This window comes from Methylobacterium pseudosasicola (genome assembly GCF_900114535.1).
GTDB lineage: Bacteria > Pseudomonadota > Alphaproteobacteria > Rhizobiales > Beijerinckiaceae > Methylobacterium > Methylobacterium pseudosasicola.
This window is the reverse complement of sequence record NZ_FOTK01000001.1, coordinates 389,320-402,924: the sequence shown is the minus strand read 5'-3', so window position 1 is coordinate 402,924 and position 13,605 is coordinate 389,320. Positions and strand designations below refer to the sequence as shown.

At 71.1% G+C, this 13,605-nt stretch carries 14 protein-coding genes; 9 read left to right on the top strand and 5 right to left on the bottom strand.

The genetic code is table 11. The features are described 5' to 3' along the window. Window positions 1–126: 126 nt before the first annotated feature. From BM228_RS01975 to mnmA, 3 genes are read right to left on the bottom strand one after another with little or no spacing between them, the layout of a single operon-like run. Window positions 127–909: a TVP38/TMEM64 family protein gene (locus BM228_RS01975; protein WP_092036631.1), complete on the bottom strand. Its 783-nt coding sequence runs from the start codon at window positions 907–909 to the stop codon at window positions 127–129. Continuing rightward, window positions 906–1,559 carry a class I SAM-dependent methyltransferase gene (locus BM228_RS01970; RefSeq protein WP_092036629.1) on the bottom strand — a complete coding sequence of 218 codons (654 nt, stop codon included), beginning with the start codon at window positions 1,557–1,559 and terminating at the stop codon, window positions 906–908. Before BM228_RS01970 ends, BM228_RS01975 begins: the two co-directional genes overlap by 4 nt. 25 nt (window positions 1,560–1,584) lie before the next feature. Next, window positions 1,585–2,739: a tRNA 2-thiouridine(34) synthase MnmA gene (gene mnmA / locus BM228_RS01965; protein WP_092036627.1), complete on the bottom strand. Its 1,155-nt coding sequence runs from the start codon at window positions 2,737–2,739 to the stop codon at window positions 1,585–1,587. Window positions 2,740–3,113: 374 nt separating this feature from the next. Between mnmA and BM228_RS01960 the strand changes: the two genes are divergently transcribed. From BM228_RS01960 to flbD, 8 genes are all read left to right on the top strand, one after another. Then, window positions 3,114–4,682 carry a flagellar hook-length control protein FliK gene (locus BM228_RS01960; protein WP_092036625.1) on the top strand — a complete coding sequence of 523 codons (1,569 nt, stop codon included), beginning with the start codon at window positions 3,114–3,116 and terminating at the stop codon, window positions 4,680–4,682. A 72-nt stretch (window positions 4,683–4,754) separates the two neighbouring features. Beyond that, on the top strand, window positions 4,755–5,432 hold the full coding sequence (locus BM228_RS01955; protein ID WP_092036623.1) for a flagellar hook assembly protein FlgD: 678 nt from the start codon (window positions 4,755–4,757) through the stop codon (window positions 5,430–5,432). Window positions 5,433–5,523: 91 nt separating this feature from the next. Continuing rightward, entirely contained in the window at window positions 5,524–5,799 is a 276-nt protein-coding gene (sciP, locus tag BM228_RS01950) for a CtrA inhibitor SciP (RefSeq protein WP_007569077.1), read from the top strand. 219 nt (window positions 5,800–6,018) lie between these two features. Beyond that, window positions 6,019–7,644 (top strand): flagellar basal-body MS-ring/collar protein FliF, encoded by a 1,626-nt coding sequence (fliF, locus tag BM228_RS01945; protein WP_092036621.1) that lies wholly within the window; start codon window positions 6,019–6,021, stop codon window positions 7,642–7,644. A gap of 24 nt (window positions 7,645–7,668) precedes the next feature. After that, a complete protein-coding gene (locus tag BM228_RS01940; RefSeq protein WP_092036619.1) occupies window positions 7,669–8,715 on the top strand; it encodes a flagellar motor switch protein FliG in 1,047 nt (348 codons plus the stop codon). Further along, window positions 8,712–9,323 carry a FliH/SctL family protein gene (locus tag BM228_RS01935; protein WP_092036617.1) on the top strand — a complete coding sequence of 204 codons (612 nt, stop codon included), beginning with the start codon at window positions 8,712–8,714 and terminating at the stop codon, window positions 9,321–9,323. The genes BM228_RS01940 and BM228_RS01935 overlap by 4 nt, the downstream gene beginning before the upstream one ends. Before the next feature lie 9 nt (window positions 9,324–9,332). After that, window positions 9,333–9,665 (top strand): flagellar motor switch protein FliN, encoded by a 333-nt coding sequence (gene fliN, locus BM228_RS01930; protein WP_058194015.1) that lies wholly within the window; start codon window positions 9,333–9,335, stop codon window positions 9,663–9,665. Between the two features lie 82 nt (window positions 9,666–9,747). Beyond that, entirely contained in the window at window positions 9,748–11,109 is a 1,362-nt protein-coding gene (gene flbD, locus BM228_RS01925; RefSeq protein WP_092036615.1) for a sigma-54-dependent transcriptional regulator FlbD, read from the top strand. Between the two features lie 23 nt (window positions 11,110–11,132). Here flbD and BM228_RS01920 read toward each other — a convergent pair whose 3' ends face one another. Further along, window positions 11,133–12,392, bottom strand: a complete 1,260-nt coding sequence (locus BM228_RS01920) for an MFS transporter (protein WP_092036613.1) — start codon at window positions 12,390–12,392, stop codon at window positions 11,133–11,135. Between the two features lie 200 nt (window positions 12,393–12,592). On the opposite strand from BM228_RS01920, the gene BM228_RS01910 reads away from it, so the two are divergent. Continuing rightward, a complete protein-coding gene (locus tag BM228_RS01910; protein WP_092036609.1) occupies window positions 12,593–13,288 on the top strand; it encodes an ArsR/SmtB family transcription factor in 696 nt (231 codons plus the stop codon). Between the two features lie 12 nt (window positions 13,289–13,300). Here BM228_RS01910 and BM228_RS01905 read toward each other — a convergent pair whose 3' ends face one another. Continuing rightward, a complete protein-coding gene (locus tag BM228_RS01905) occupies window positions 13,301–13,582 on the bottom strand; it encodes a hypothetical protein (RefSeq protein WP_092036607.1) in 282 nt (93 codons plus the stop codon). Between the last annotated feature and the right edge of the window lie 23 nt (window positions 13,583–13,605).

Genomic DNA, 13,605 nt, shown 5'->3' with positions numbered 1-13,605 from the left:
TAGCCGTAAGTGCGTGTCGCGACGGCTTGTCCCGACTGCGCCCGATCCAGCGTGACTGGATGGGTTTCTAAAGGAGAACCGGCCTGTTCCTGGGGGGATGATGGCCGACAAGGATCCGCTGGCCGATCAGGCCCGGCGGAAGCGCCGGCTCAGAAACACGCTCCCCAGCGCGAACAGCGCCAGCATCGCCAGCCCGGCCACCATCTTGGGGGTGATCAGCGCGCGCAGGCTCAGGGCGTCGTCGCAACCCGGCGCGCCCGAGGCCAGGCAGGCGGCCTTGGCGGTTTCGTGGGCGGCGACCACGTCGTCGATCCCAGCGCCGGTGGTGGCGTAGACCAGAGCGCCCGGCAGGAGGCCCAGGAAGGTCGCCAGCACGAAGATCCGCATCTTCACCCCGCAGGCGGCGGGGGCGAGGTTGGTCATCCAGAACGGGAACAGCGGCAGCAGCCGCATCACCGCGATGTAGCCGAAGGCGTCGCGCCGGAACCCGTCCGTGAACGCCGCGAGCCGCGTCCCACCCAGCCGGCGCAGCAGGTCGGCGCCCGGCCCCTTGCCGATGGCGAACACGATCGCCGCCCCGGTGGTGGCGGCGCAGACCGCCGTCAGCGCCCCCGGCACGATCCCGAACAGGAAGCCGCAGATCATGGTCAGGATCAGCGTGGCCGGCACCGAGACGACGACGGCCGCGACATAGACCAGGTAGGCCGCCACCAAGGCGCGGCCATAGCCGGCCTCGACGAAACCGTGCAGCCAGGCCCGCGAGGCGAGCAGCCGGTCGAGGCTCAGGAGCTGCGCGACGCCCGAGACCAGCACGATGGCCGAGATGCACAGGAGCAGCACCAGCGGCAGCCAGCGCCGCACCCGCTTCCAGAGGCCCTCGGGGACGGGGGCGGATCCGGCCGCGCTCACCCGGGCTTGCGCATCCGCAGGATCTTGAAGAAGCCGCCCGGGAAGGTCGGCTTCAGGCCCAGAACCTCGACGCCGTTGCGCCGGGCCCAGGCCTCGATCCGGGTCGCCTTGAAGTCTGACGACCAGCCGATCTTGGTGCAGAGCGGCGCCACGACCTCCTCGACCCGGGCGAGCGGGCCGTCGCTCTGGCCGAAATGGTTGGCGAGCACGATGCCGCCGCCCGGCCGGACCACCCGTAGGAACTCGGACATCGCCGCCTCGGGGTCGGGCACCAGGGTGATCAGGAACTGCGCCACCACCGCGTCGAAGCTCGCATCGGCGTAGCCGAGGTGACAGACATCCATCACCTGGAGGCCCTTCACGTGCGCCAGGTTCCGGCGCTTCACCTTGGCGCGGGCGCGCTTCAGCATGTCCTCGGAGAGGTCGACCCCGCAGACGAAGCTGGCCTTCGGGTAGTAGCCGAGCGCCAGCCCGGTGCCGACGCCGGCCTCCAGGATCCGCGGGCCGTGCTCGGCCGCGGCCTCCACGGCGGCGCGGGCCGCGGGCTCGGTGAGCTTGTCGTAGACCACGTCGTAGACGGGGGCCCAGCGGGCATAGGCCTTACGCATCAGGGCCGTACTCGGCCCGGCCATCTGCGGCTCGCTCAGCATCGTTCAGACTATCCAGAGGTTGAAATCAGGCGGCTTCGCGGGGCCGGGCCGACAACGCATCGACCCTGCGGATGGTGCCGCCGCCGAGCACCCGGGCCCGGGGGCCGTCGTCGCCGTAGATCGCGCAGGCCTGGCCTGGGGACACGCCGTCCTCGGGCTCGGCCAGCACCACCTCGGCGGCGCCGTCCGGCCCGATGGTGAGCGTCGCCGGCCGGGGCGGCCGGGTCGAGCGGACGCGGACCGCCACGGGCAGGTCCCGCACCGACTCGGGCCGCTCCTCGCCCAGCCAGTTCAGGTCCGAGAGGCGGATCCGGGTCGTCGCCAGCGCCGTGCGCGGGCCGACCACCACCCGGGCGGTGTCCGGCTCCAGGCGCACCACGTAGAGCGGCTCGGAGCCCGACAGGCCGAGGCCCCGGCGCTGGCCGACCGTGTAATGGACGATGCCCTCGTGGCGGCCGAGGACCTGGCCCGAGAGGTCGACGATCTCGCCCGGCCGGGCCGCATCCGGCCGCAGGCGGGCGATCACGTCGCTATAGCGGCCCTGCGGCACGAAGCAGATGTCCTGGCTGTCCGGCTTCTCGGCCAGCGACAGGCCGAGATCCTTTGCCAGCGCCCGGGTCTCGGTCTTCGACATCTCGCCCAGGGGAAAGCGCAGGAAGGCGAGCTGCTCGGCCGTCGTCGCGTACAGAAAATAGCTCTGGTCCCGGGCCGGATCGAGGGCGCGGTGCAGCGCCCGGCCGCCCCCCGGCAGGGCGCGGCTCGCCACGTAATGGCCGGTGGCGAGGGCGTCGGCGTCGAGGTCCCGGGCGAGACCCAGGAGGTCGCGGAACTTCACCGTGCGATTGCACTCGACGCAGGGGATCGGCGTCTCGCCGGCGAGGTAGCTCTCGGCGAATTTCTCGATGACGGCGTCGCGGAACCGGTCCTCGTAATCGAGGACGTAATGCGGGATGCCGAGATGCTCGGCCGCGGCCCGCGCGTCGTTGATGTCCTGGCCGGCGCAGCACGCGCCCTTGCGATGGGTCGCGGCGCCGTGGTCGTAGAGCTGGAGCGTGACGCCGACCACGTCGAAGCCCTGCCGCTTCAGGAGCCCCGCGACCACGGAGGAATCGACGCCGCCCGACATGGCGACGACGACGCGCGTCTCGTGGGCTGGCTTGGGAAGGTCGAGGGCGTTCATCGCAGGGGTCCGCCGCCGCCGGCTGAAAGGCGTCTCGGCTGCACGGCCCGTCTATAGCGGGAGTCGGGTCGGCTTTCCAGGGCGGGGTTTTTGACGGGCGGCGAGGCGGTTTGCGCGTGCTCGGTGCGGGTATGACACGCGCCCTGCCCTTCCCCGCAGAGGGGGGAGGGAGCCGCGGGTGCCTCTGTGGCCTGCCCTTACCCAGCAATTGTGTGACCTTCACCCGGCAAATGCTGCCGGGCGTGCGGCAGCTTCGGCCCCGGGCGAGCCCGTGCAATCGAGAGCGACGCGATAAAAACTCTTCTTCATCAGCTCTTTACTCGATCACCCCAATGGCCTGGCCCTTGCTCAACTCCCATCGAGAGGAGCCCAGTATGGCGAGCGGTGCAGCGGATCGGTTGGATGTCACCGGGTGGATTCCGTCCGCCCGCACGGCGTCGACCACGCGATCAGGCTGGGATGCGGCGGGCGTTGCCGCCCGGGCCGGCGACTCGTCGCAGGATCGCTTCGGCGCGGCTTTGAGCGCGGCCCGAGCCCGGGACGACGCGGCAGCGACCCGCGCCCGAGACGAAACCCAGCGCAGCCAGGCCGACGCGGCCCGCACCGCCGCGGAACGCGCGCGGGATGCCACCGATACCGCGAAGGCCCGCGCCGCCGCTCGGGCGGTCGCCCGCGATTCTACCAAGCCGCCTGAGCCCCACGGGCAGGCTCAGAGCGCGACGTCGGCGGGCGCGTCGATGACCCGCACCGATGCGCAGGCTCCGGCGAAAGCATCGGATTCCGCCTCTGCCGCGGCTACCCGGGGCACAAATCCGACGGCACAGCCGGCCTCCGACGCGGCCGGCGCCCCCGCACCGAACGCCGCATCGGCCGCCGATTCTGCCAAGACCGACACAACAGCGGGGGATTCCGCCGCCACCGAGACCGCGCAGGTCGAAGCGGTGCCGAGCGAGGTGCCGCCCCAGACAGCACCTCAGGCGACAAGCCCGGCCGTGCCGGGAACGCTGCAGGCCCTGCTGGCCGAGCTGGTCAAGGGTGCTCCCGTCCTGGCCGGCGGCGCTGCGGCCGGTGGAGAGGGCGGGGATCTGGGCGTGACCGGTTCGGCGGGGTCAGCGACGGCGCAGGCCGACACCGCCACAGCCGGTGTGGGTTCAGCCGGCACCAAGCCGGGCCTCGCCGGCGCCGGGACCAAGATGGGCGCGGCGCCCACGACGCTGCGGGCTTCGGGCCAGGGCGCCAGCCCGGTGGAGGCCGTGAAGGCCGGTGCGGCCGATCCGGCGGCGCCAGAGGCGGTCTCGGGTGCGTCCGCCGGTCAGGACTTTCTGGCCGCCCTGGCGGATGCCGGCCAGGGGACCGGCCAGGGCGCGGCCGGGGGCCTTCAGGCGCCGGCCCCGTCCCTGCCCCATGGCAATCCGGACCTGTCCGCCCTCGCCGCCCCGCAGGCAGCCGGGACGACGACCGCCGCGACGCAGGCCGCCGCGCCCACCCCGACCCCGGCGCAGGCCCCCGTGAATCCGGCAGTGCCGATCGGCCAGGTGCCGATGACCATCGGGCTGCGCTCGCTCGCAGGATCGAGCGAGTTCCAGATCCGGCTCGATCCGGCCGAGCTCGGGCGGATCGACGTCAAGCTCGAGATCGACAAGGCCCGCGGCACGGTGACGACCCATCTCGTGGTCGAACGGCCCGAGACGCTGGCCATGCTCCAGCGCGATGCCAACCAGTTGCAGCAGGCCCTGTCGCAGGCCGGGCTCGATCCGTCCGCGGGCGGGCTCAACCTGTCGCTGCGCAGCGACGGCAACGCCCAGGGCGGCGCCGGCGGCGGCCAGGGCGAGCCGCCCCGGGGCGGCCAGGCGGCCTGGGCGCAGGATCGGGCCGAGGCACCCCAGGAGACCGCCCCGACGCGCTGGCTGCGCGGCTACGGCGGCCTCGACATCCGGATCTAGCGCGATGCGCGACCACATCGAAACATCCCGCGTCCCGGCTGTCCGCCCCGACGCGCCACGGGAGCGAGCCGCATGACCTCCGGCATATCCAGCGTTACCAACACGTCATCCACAGCGTCGAGCGTCAGCGGCAATGCCAGCGAGATCGCCGGTAACTTCACGCAGTTCCTGACGCTGCTGACCACGCAGCTCAAGAACCAGAACCCTCTCGACCCGATGGACACCAACCAGTTCACGCAGCAGTTGGTCCAGTTCGCGGGCGTCGAGCAGCAGCTCAAGTCCAATGATCGCCTCGACAGCATCCTGACCGCGTCGAAATCGGCGAGTTCGGCCTCCGCCACGAGCTATATCGGCAAGAGCATCACGGCCGATGGCAGCAGCTCGCAGCTCTCCAACGGCTCGGCCTCCTGGACGCTGACGCCGGCCCGGGCGGCCTCCAAGGCGGTGGTGACGATCCTCGATTCCAAGAACAACGTCGTGGCGACACAGACCACGTCGCTCACAGCCGGCAGCCAGACCTATTCTTGGAACGGCAAGACTTCGGCGGGCCTGACCGCGCCGGACGGCACCTACGCGATCAAGGTCTCGGCCTCGGACGCGACCGGAACGAACGTCACCGTGGACACCCAGCTCAACGGCACGGTGGACTCGGTGGACCTCAGCGGCGCGGCGCCGGTCCTGATGATCGGCTCTCAGAAAGTCCCGCTCAGCAGCGTCCAAAGCATAGGGTTGTCCACAAGTGGCACCTGACGAATCATATCCGAGTGATCCGCTTCAACATCTCTTAAGCGGGCGCAAGTACCTTCAACGCTCGACAGGTCAGTCGAGTGTAGAGCGTATCATGACCGAACCCAGCCGCCCGAGAGTCAAATACGTGATCGGGCCCGACGGCAGTCCTCTGACCATCGCGGATCTTCCGCCGCCGAGCACCCGCCGGTGGGTGATCCGGCGCAAGGCGGAGGTCGTTGCCGCCGTGCGCGGTGGCCTCCTCAGTCTCGAGGAGGCGTGCAAGCGCTACACCTTGACCACCGAGGAATTCCTGAGCTGGCAGTTCTCGATCGACCAGCACGGCCTGGCCGGGCTGCGGACGACCCGGATCCAGCATTACCGGCATTGAGCCGTCGGGAGCCGGGTTCACGCGTCGCGCGGCCCGATCTCCCCGACAAAAGCCGTCCGAAGCCGCGTCCGCCTCCCGGATGCGGCTTCGTCTCGTTCCAGGGCCCATCTTTCGCGTCGCTACGGTGCCCGGCATTAACGCCCCGCTAACCATGGGCTGGGCAATTTCTGCCGGGCGGGCCGTCGGGCGCCGCCAGCGTCAGAGTGCAGCGACCCTCCCGTGAAGCCGGTTCTCGATCTCGTCACGAAGCTCGGACCGGCCCGGATCGCCGCCATGGCGGCGGTGACGCTGACCCTCATCGGCTTTTTCGCCTTCATCATCCTGCGGGTCTCGCGCCCCGACATGGGCGTGCTGTTCTCCGACCTGTCGATGCAGGATTCGGCCGCCGTGATCCGCGAGCTCGACAGCCGCGGCATCCGCTACGAATCGAAGGGCGATACCGGCCAGACCATCATGGCGCCCCGGGCCGACCTCGCCCGCCTGCGCATGGACCTCGCCGGCAAGGGCCTGCCGGTCCAGGCCGGCGTCGGCTACGAGATCTTCGACAAGGGCGACGCGTTCTCGTCCACCAACTTCGTGCAGAACGTGAACCACCTGCGCGCCCTGGAAGGGGAGCTTTCCCGCTCGATCCGGGCGATCGGCCGGGTCCAGGCGGCCCGCGTCCACCTGGTCCTGCCCGAGCGGCGCCTGTTCGAGCGCGACCGGGAGACCCCGAGCGCCGCCATCGTGCTGAAGCTGATGGGCGATCTCGATGCCGGGCAGGTGCGGGCGATCCGGCACCTCGCGGCCTCCGCCGTGGAGGGCCTGAAGCCCGAGCGGGTCTCGATCGTCGACGAGCGCGGCCGGCTGCTGGCCGACGGTGCCAAGGACGCCGATTCCAACGCCGCCAGCGCCCTCGAGGACCGGCAGCTCGGTATGGAGCGGCGCCTGCGCGGCCAGATCGAGGATGTGGTGGCCGGCATCGTCGGTCCGGGCCGGGCGCGGGTGCAGGTCAATGCCGAGCTGGACCTCAACCGGATCGAGAGCCGCTCCGAGACCTTCGACCCGGAGAGCAAGGTCGTGCGCTCGGCCCAGACCCGGACCGAATCGGCGGTCACCGGCAATGCCGACGGCCAGGTCACAGTCGGCAACGAGCTGCCCGGCGCCAATGGCGGCGACAAGCCCCCGGCCCCGAAGGACGCGACCAACAAGAACGAGGAGACCACCAACTACGAGATCTCGAAGGTCACCAAGACCGAGATCGCGGAAGGCGGCCGGGTCAAGCGCCTGTCGGTGGCCGTTGTGGTCGACGGGATCTACGCCACCGCCCCGGACGGCAAGCAGACCTACACCCCGCGGCCCCCGGCCGAGATCGAGCGGATCACCGCCCTGGTCCGCAGCGCGGTTGGGTTCGACAAGGCCCGGGGCGACCAGATCGAGGTCGTGAACCTCCGCTTTGCCGAGCCGCCGAGCGTGCCGGAATTCAGCGAGCCGAGCCTGATCCAGTCGCTGCTGGCGCCGACCAAGGAGGACGTGCTGCGCATGGCCGAGCTCTCCGTGCTGGCGCTGCTGACCCTGATCGTCCTCCTCACGGTGGTGCGGCCGCTGGTGCGGCAGGTGCTGGCGCCCGTCCCGGCCCCGCCGGCCCTGGCCGCCCCCGCGACCCTCGCCGAGGCCGCCGCCGCGGCGGCCGCGGGCGCCACGGTCACGATGATCGAGCGCGACAGCCCGACCGCCCGGCTGATGGAGTTCGCCAAGATCAACGGCCAGATCCAGGCCGACACCGTGCAGCGCGTCGTCGACATGGTCCGGGCCAGCCCGGCCGAGACCGTCGAGGTGCTGCGCGGTTGGATCCAGGAAGAGTAGCGCGTCGAGGATCGGGGACGAACGATGGCGGCAGGACTGGCGAATTCCCTGACGGCCGAGGGCGGCGACGCCTTCGCGGCGATGCCCGGCGCGCAGCGCGCGGCCGCGCTCCTGCTCATGCTCGGCGAGGCCGAGGGCGCGCCGATCTGGCAGATGCTGGAGGAGGATGAGGTCAAGAAGGTCAGCCACGCGATGGTCCAGCTCGGCACGCTGGAGGTCGCCACCGTCGAGCGGCTGATCATCGAGTTCGTGACGAAGCTCAGCAACAGCGGCGGCATCTCGTCGAACTTCGAGCGCACCGAGGCGCTGCTCCTGAAGATCTTCCCCAGCGATCAGGTCTCCCTGATCATGGCCGAGATCAAGGGCGCCTCGGGCAAGCGCGTCTGGGCCTCGATCGCCCAGGTCGATCCGGAGATCCTGGCCTCGTTCCTGCGCAACGAGTACCCGCAGACCGTGGCGGTGGTGCTGTCCCGGGTGCGGGCCGACTACGCCGCCAAGGTGCTCACCATCCTCCCCGAGGAATTCGCCATCGACGTCCTGAACCGGATGCTCCGCATGGAGACGGTGCAGAAGGAGGCCCTGCGCCACATCGAGGAGACCCTGCGGGTCGAGTTCGTCTCGACCATCGCCCAGACGCAGCGCCGCGACGCCCATGAGATGATGGCGGACGTGTTCAACGCCTTCGACCGCCAGACCGAAGGCCGGTTCCTGGCCGCCCTCGACCAGGCCAATCGCGGCGCGGCCAAGCGCATCCGCGAGTTGATGTTCACCTTCGAGGATCTGCTCAAGCTCGATCCGGGCAGCGTCCAGACCCTGATGCAGCGGATCGACGGCGCGACCCTGTGCCTGGCGCTCAAGGGCGCCAACGAGCCGACCCGGGCCTTCTTCATGAGGCAGATGTCGACCCGGGCCGCCAAGAACCTCACGGACGAGATGGCCTCGCTGGGCCCGGTCCGCCTCAAGGAGGTCGATGAGGCGCAAACGAAGATGACCGAGATCGCCAAGGACCTCGCCGAGAAGGGCGAGATCATGATCGCCAAGAACAGCGCCGAGGAGGAGCTGGTCTATTGAACGCCTCGTCGCCCCGGACCGCGAAGCCGTTCCTGTTCGAGACCGACTTCCGCAGCCCACGCCCGAGCGCGGCGGCCCAGCGCGCCGCCGAGGCGGCCACCCACGCGGAGGTGGAAGCGCATGCCCGGGGCGTGCAGGAGGGCCTGATCCAGGCCGAGGCCCAGATCCAGGGCCGGCTCGCGGACGCGCTGAGCCACCTGTCCCAGGCCGCCGCCGCCCTCCTCGCCCGGGCCGACGCGCACGATGCCGAGCGCGAGGCGCAGGCGGTCGAGGTGGCGGTCCTGATCGCCCGGAAGGTCGCCGGCGACGCCCTCGACGCCGCCCCGCTCGCCAGCATCGGCGAGGCCGCCCGCACGGCGCTCCAGCACCTGCGCGGCGTGCCCCATCTCGTGGTGCGCGTGCATGACGGCCTCGTCGAGGACGCCGAGGCCCTGGTCAAGAAGCTCGCCCGCGAGCGCGGCTACGAGGGCCGTCTCGTGGTGCTGGGCGATCCCGACATGCAGGCGGGCGATGCCCGCATCGAATGGGCCGACGGCGGCATCGTCCGCGAGCGCGCCCGCATCGAGGCCGCCGTCGCCGACGCCCTCGGCCTGCCCCCGACCGCCTAAGGAGCCCGGATGTCCGACGATTTCAGCCTGCCCCAGCTCGGCGACACCGATCCCGACTACGCCGCGGGCTCGATCCGCGACACGCCCACCACCCCGAAGACGGCCGCCGACCTTGAGCAGCTGTTCGACGTGCCCGTGATGGTCTCGGCGGTGCTCGGCTCCTCCCGGATGCCGATCGGCGACCTGCTCCGGCTCGCCCCCGGCGCCGTGCTCGAACTCGACCGCAAGGTCGGCGAGGCGATCGACGTGTTCGTCAACAACCGGCTCGTTGCCCGCGGCGAGGTCGTCCTCGTCGAGGACCGGCTCGGCGTGACAATGACCGAGATCGTCAAGGGCGAGTGATTTTTTTGGGACTTTGCGCGGGAGACCGCCGCCTCGCGAGGCGGCTTGCACCTCACGCCATGACATTTGAGAGGGACGAACCATGCGGCTCCTGATGATCGGGCGGCTCAACGGCGAGCTGATCACCGCTTCCAAGATCGCGATGCGGCGCGGCGCCTCCGTCACGCAGGCGGATGCGATCCCGCAGGGCCTCAACGTCCTGCGCGCCAAGGGCGCCGATCTGATCATGATCGACGTGTCGCTGGCGGTGCGCGAGCTGGTGGACGCGCTTGAGGCCGAGCGCATCCGCACCCCGGTCGTGGCCTGCGGGGTCTCGGCCGACGCGCAGACCGCGGTCGCGGCGATCCGGGCCGGCGCCAAGGAGTACATCCCGCTCCCGCCCGATCCCGAGCTGATCGCCGCGGTGCTGGAGGCGGTCGCCTCCGACCGCGCCGCATTCGTCTGGCGCGACCCGTCGATGGAGCGGGTGGTCAAGCTCGCCGAGCAGGTCGCCCCCTCGGAGGCCTCGGTGCTGATCACCGGCGAGAGCGGCACCGGCAAGGAGGTGCTGGCCCGCCACGTCCACCTGAAATCCCACCGGGCCGGCAAGCCCTTCGTCTCGGTCAATTGCGCGGCGATTCCGGAGGCCCTGCTCGAATCCGAGCTGTTCGGCCACGAGAAGGGCGCGTTCACCGGCGCGGTCGCCCGGCGGATCGGCCGCTTCGAGGAGGCCAATGGCGGAACCCTGCTGCTCGATGAGATCTCCGAGATGGATGTGCGCCTGCAGTCGAAGCTGCTGCGCGCCCTGCAGGAGCGGGTGATCGACCGGGTCGGCGGCACCGCCCCGGTGCGGGTCGATATCCGGGTGCTCGCGACCTCGAACCGCAACCTGATGGAGGAAGTCCGCAAGGGCACCTTCCGGGAGGACCTGTTTTACCGGCTCAACGTCGTCTCGCTGAAGCTGCCGGCGCTCCGCGACCGGCCGGCCGACATCCTGGAGCTCGCCGCCCATTTCGCCCGGAAATACGCCGAGGTGAACGGCATGCCGGCCCGCCCGCTCAGCGCCGAGGCGCGGGCGCTGGTGCTGAAAAATCCCTGGCGCGGCAACGTCCGCGAGCTCGAGAACACCCTGCACCGGGCGGTGCTGCTGGCCTCGGGCGCCGAGATCGGCCCCGACGCGATCCTGTCCCCAGACGGCGAGTCGATCGCCACGGAAGGGCTCGCCGGCCGCGCCGTCCAGGCCGCCGAGGCCGCCACCCGCGGCCTGGTCGGCCGGACCGTGGCGCAGGTCGAGTGCGACCTGATCCTCGACACCCTCGACCATTGCCTCGGCAACCGCACCCATGCGGCCAAGATCCTCGGCATCTCGATCCGCACCCTGCGCAACAAGCTCAACGAATACGTCTCGGCCGGCCTCGACGTGGCCGAGCCCGGCGCCGTCCGGGCGAGCGCGGCTTACGGCTGAGCTGTCTTGGACGCGAGGCCGTCTCACGCGCGTGGAAGCGGCCCGATCGCACCCCGGCGCAGCTTGCAAGCGCGGCAACCCGCGAGATAGGCGCCGCTTGCCGCGAGTTGGATAGCAGCGGCGGCCCAGAAGATCGCGTTGTCCGATCCGAGCTGCCGCAGCAGTCCGAACAGCGCCGGCGCGAAGGCGTAGGCGGCCTGCGAGATCGCCACGATCAGTGCGACCACCCGCGGCGCGTCGGCCCGGGCGAATTCGACCTGCGCGATGAGCGGCGGCAGCGAGGTCGCATTGCCGATGCCGGATCCGACCAGGACGATCCCGAGGAGCAGCAGCGGAACATCGGTGCTGCCGGACAGGATCAGCGTGCCGCAGCCCAGCGCCTGGACCAGCAGGCTGACGGCTGCGACGCCGCGGCGATCCGCACCGGCCGGCATGCACCAGCCGACGAGCATCCGCCCGGCAATGGCCGCCGCGGTCTTGAGCCCGGCCACAAGGCCCGCCCCCTGCGTCCCCAGAGCGGGCACGAGCACGGAGACGAACTGGGCGATCAGGCCGATCTGCGCGAACAGCGCCAGGGCCATGCCGAGGCTCAGCGTCAGGAACGCCCGGTCGCGCGTCAGGCGCGCCACGGGGCGCAGGGGGGCGTTCTCCAGCTTCGGATTCGCGGCTGCACCGGCATCGCCATCGGGAACCTGGCCCAGGGCGGTGGGGGTCCGTGGCAGCACGATCTGCGCGAGCAGGCCGAGCGTGCCGACCATGACGGCGCCGACGATCAGGGCCGCCGCCGGAAAGCCGACCCGGCCGATCAACGCAACCCAGAGCGGGGAGAACACGACCCCGCCGATGCTCGCGCCGTTATAGGCCATGCTCAAAGCGGCCGGGCGCCGTGCGACGAACCACGGGGCGATCATGGCGTTCACGGCTGCCGCACCCAACGCTGGCCAGCCCGCGCCGGTCAGGAGCGCAGCGGCGTAGAGCTGCCCGGGGGTCTGAGCCCAAGCCCAGCCCAGGACACCGAACGCCAGCACCACGGCCCCGGCGAAGGTCACGGCGGGCAAGCCGAAGCGTCGATGCAGCACCGGCAGGTTGGCGACGATGCCGACGCCGGCCAGGAAATGCAGGGTCACGGCCCCGGACACCAGGGTGATCGGCCAGCCATGGGCCTGCCGGACCACCTCCAGGTAGACCGGCGGCCCGTAGAAGCCGACACCCCAGCCGAACACCGCGACGATGAAGGCGGCGGCCACGATATGCCAGCCATAGAAGCCCGATGGGCTGCCCATACCCGAAACTCCACGCGATCGGAGTGAATGGGGCGACGGGAGACGCCGCCCGATCCGGCGGTCCCGCGCTCGGCCTCGGAGGTCGTCGGGATCGCCGCCCCAGGCCGGCCCTATCGCCGAGGAAACCGGCCGGATGCTTCGGTGAGTGCCGAAGCATCCACCGTGGAAGCGCGCTACGATCGGATCCGCGAGGTGGAGCGATGGTGACGACGGTCTCGGTCGCGCAGGTCGGCGCCCTGGTGGGCGATCCGGCGCGCGTGGCCATGCTGCAAGCCCTGATGGACGGTCGCGCCTTGACGGCCTCCGAACTGGCGCAGGCCGCCGGGATCACCCGGCAGACGGCAAGCGGGCATCTCGCGCAACTCGCAGCGGCCTCCCTCGTGACCGTGTCGAAGCAGGGCCGGCACCGCTACCACCGCCTCGCCGGCCCGGAGGTCGCGCGGCTGCTGGAAAGCCTCATGCTTCTTGCCTCGGACGCGACCGCGCAGCGTCCGCGGACAGGACCGCGGGACGCGCGTCTGCGCCTGGCGCGAACCTGCTACGATCACATGGCCGGCTGGCTCGGCGTCCAGCTCGCCGATGCTCTGGTCGCACGGAACTGGGTCGAGATCGCCGAGGACGGGGCGCTGGTCACGGAAGCGGGCCTGGATCGGCTGGCGGATCTCGGTCTCGACGCGGTGGTCGGCGGGCGGGCGAAGCTTCAGTGCCGCCCATGCCTGGATTGGAGCGAGCGCCGCCCACATCTCGCCGGTCGACTGGGCGCCGCGCTGTGCACGCATAGCCTGCAGCGGGGCTGGGTCCGCCGGCAGCCGGGCTCGCGGGCGCTCGATGTCACGCCCGCCGGCTGGCGGGCCTTCCACGACCTGTTTGATATCAGGCCGCCCGCGGCGTCCTGAGCCCGGCCCGCGTCAGCGCCCGTTGCGGGACGCCTTGTGGGCCTCGGTCTGGGCCGCGAAAGCGGCGTCGAGCTTGCGCAGGGATTCGTAGCGGGCGACGTCGCCCTCCACGTCGCGGATCGTCTCCTCGACGAGGTGGCGCTGCAGCGCGACGCGCGGGTCGTCCGGGGGCAGCGCCTCGCGCTCCTGCAAGCGGAGCACAGCCTGCCGAACCACGGTGTAGACCGCCTCGCGCTCCGCCCGGCTCATCGAGGGCTGGATCGCCTTCGCGACGAGATCGGAGAAATCCGACATGGACCGTTAGACTTCGCTCATCG

Bases quoted from the DNA above. Each gene is read 5' to 3' on its own strand.
- BM228_RS01970 (WP_092036629.1), bottom strand. From the start codon at position 1,559: ATGCTGAGCGAGCCGCAGATGGCCGGGCCGAGTACGGCCCTGATGCGT.
- mnmA (WP_092036627.1), bottom strand. From the start codon at position 2,739: ATGAACGCCCTCGACCTTCCCAAGCCAGCCCACGAGACGCGCGTCGTC.
- BM228_RS01960 (WP_092036625.1), top strand. From the start codon at position 3,114: ATGGCGAGCGGTGCAGCGGATCGGTTGGATGTCACCGGGTGGATTCCG.
- BM228_RS01955 (WP_092036623.1), top strand. From the start codon at position 4,755: ATGACCTCCGGCATATCCAGCGTTACCAACACGTCATCCACAGCGTCG.
- sciP (WP_007569077.1), top strand. From the start codon at position 5,524: ATGACCGAACCCAGCCGCCCGAGAGTCAAATACGTGATCGGGCCCGAC.
- BM228_RS01940 (WP_092036619.1), top strand. From the start codon at position 7,669: ATGGCGGCAGGACTGGCGAATTCCCTGACGGCCGAGGGCGGCGACGCC.
- fliN (WP_058194015.1), top strand. From the start codon at position 9,333: ATGTCCGACGATTTCAGCCTGCCCCAGCTCGGCGACACCGATCCCGAC.
- flbD (WP_092036615.1), top strand. From the start codon at position 9,748: ATGCGGCTCCTGATGATCGGGCGGCTCAACGGCGAGCTGATCACCGCT.
- BM228_RS01920 (WP_092036613.1), bottom strand. From the start codon at position 12,392: ATGGGCAGCCCATCGGGCTTCTATGGCTGGCATATCGTGGCCGCCGCC.
- BM228_RS01910 (WP_092036609.1), top strand. From the start codon at position 12,593: ATGGTGACGACGGTCTCGGTCGCGCAGGTCGGCGCCCTGGTGGGCGAT.
- BM228_RS01905 (WP_092036607.1), bottom strand. From the start codon at position 13,582: ATGTCGGATTTCTCCGATCTCGTCGCGAAGGCGATCCAGCCCTCGATG.